Source organism: Acidithrix ferrooxidans (assembly GCF_000949295.1).
GTDB classification, from domain to species: domain Bacteria; phylum Actinomycetota; class Acidimicrobiia; order Acidimicrobiales; family Acidimicrobiaceae; genus Acidithrix; species Acidithrix ferrooxidans.
On sequence record NZ_JXYS01000159.1, the window covers coordinates 1 to 1,824 of the forward strand.

1 protein-coding gene is annotated in these 1,824 nt (G+C 48.2%); it reads right to left on the reverse strand.

The genetic code is table 11. From position 1 onward, the window contains the following. Window positions 1-159 precede the first annotated feature (159 nt). Window positions 160-1,824, reverse strand: a 1,665-nt coding sequence (locus AXFE_RS20255; RefSeq protein WP_200891366.1) for an IPT/TIG domain-containing protein, incomplete at its 5' end; no start/stop codon positions are given.

A 1,824-nucleotide genomic window follows, 5' to 3' on the forward strand; every position in this document is an offset into this window, starting at 1 on the left:
GCACCTTGGCCAGTAATCGTGAGGTCTTTGCTGACAGTCACTGCCTCCCGGAAGGGACTAGTTGCAGATGATGAACCTACATTGATGGTGTCACCGTTATTTGCATTAGTAATTGCATTTGCAATTGTTAGACACGGCGTAACTTGAATACATGTGGTGTTACTTTTTATCGCTACCTTTCTGTGAAACATAAAGGGTTGACGGACTCGCAACTGTTGAGATGCTGTAGGCAAGTGATGGTCCATCGCTATTGGATATCACAAGTGGAGAGTCGGTAGAAGTTATAATTCCACTTGGAACTGTCAGTGTTATAGAGGTATTTGAGTTGACGCTGTAGGTAACTACAGCTACGTTATCGATGGTGATGCCAGTTATATCTGATAAGTTCTTTGTATTGAAGAAGTTACTTCCTGTAACTGTTACAACTGATCCAGGGGCATATGTACCACTTGGACTAATCGACGTGATTATTGGTGCGTAGGTGTATTGATATGAACCTATTGAGCAAAAATTAGGGTTGCTTGATTCTGGTCTTTGGTATCCCCTTTGATCTGTTGATGGGACAGTTATACCATTTGGAACCAAGCTTTTTCCAACAGTAGCCGTAGGACCACAGAGGCCAGTATCAACTGGGATCGCGTTGTAGGCGGGCGAGTTTTGATCGATTGCAATTGTTTGAGTTGGGCCACCGTTGCTATTCAGTGATGGAAGGGTGATTGGGGTATTGCTAAGTGAATGGTTCGATAAACTTAGGCCACACGAAGAACCGTCTGCCAAGTTGTAGCCAGCGTCAGTGATGGGCAAAGAGCCAGCGCAATCGGGGCCGGAAGCCTGATCGGCGACTATTGAGGCGGCGAGGGTGAAGGTGGGGCCACCGTTTTCGATCGCGCCGCCGAGGCCATCACTGTTATGGGAGATGGTGTCATTAGTGGCGGTTAGGCTACCGAAGTTCATGATGCCACCGCCATAGTCGGCCGAATTATTTGAGATGGTGTCATTAGTGGCGGTTAGGCTACCGAAGTTCATGATGCCACCGCCTTGGCCGCCGCCAAGGGCACTGTTTTTGCTGATGGTGGAGTTGGTGGCGGTGAGGGTACCGGAGTTGTAGATGCCACCGCCTTGGCCGCCGCCAAGGGCACTGTTTTTGCTGATGGTGGAGTTGGTGGCGGTGAGGGTACCGGAGTTGTAGATGCCACCGCCTTGGCCGCCGTAAGCTTTGTTATTTGAGATGGTGTCGTTGGTGGCGGTGAGAGTGCCGGAGTTGTTGATGCCGCCCCCTGCTGCTTGTCCACCCGTAATCGTTACTCCAATCAAGTTGACGTATACGTTGGTGTTGATTGTTAGGACCGTACCGCTGTTATTTCCATCAAGAGTTGGGTTTGTTACCCCAGGAGCAGGTTGTATCGTGATTGGTGCGGTCAGTGAGGTACCGTTTGTATTGAGGGTGAAGTTGCCTTCATAGGAGTTGGTGCTCCCTGGCGTTACGAGGTCGATTGTTTCACCTGCGGTTACCTTGGTTAGTGCAGTTGCAAGGTCACATGCATCGTTTGCGTCAGCACAGTTGCCTATACCAGTTGAGCTTGCCGCTGCATAAAGGATTGTATTTGAGGAAGTGGTACCAGTAGAGGCACCACTTGGTGATATCGTTGAAAATCCAATAGCACCTACTAGACAGATAAGAGATAGGGCAATTCTCTTAAATGATCTACTTACGAATGAGATGACACCGAAAGTAGATCTTGCAAAAGATACCTTCTTTGAATTTGAATAACCGCTAAATGGCTTTCTGTGCAATTTAGGAAGTTTTGACATAAAAGTTGTGAC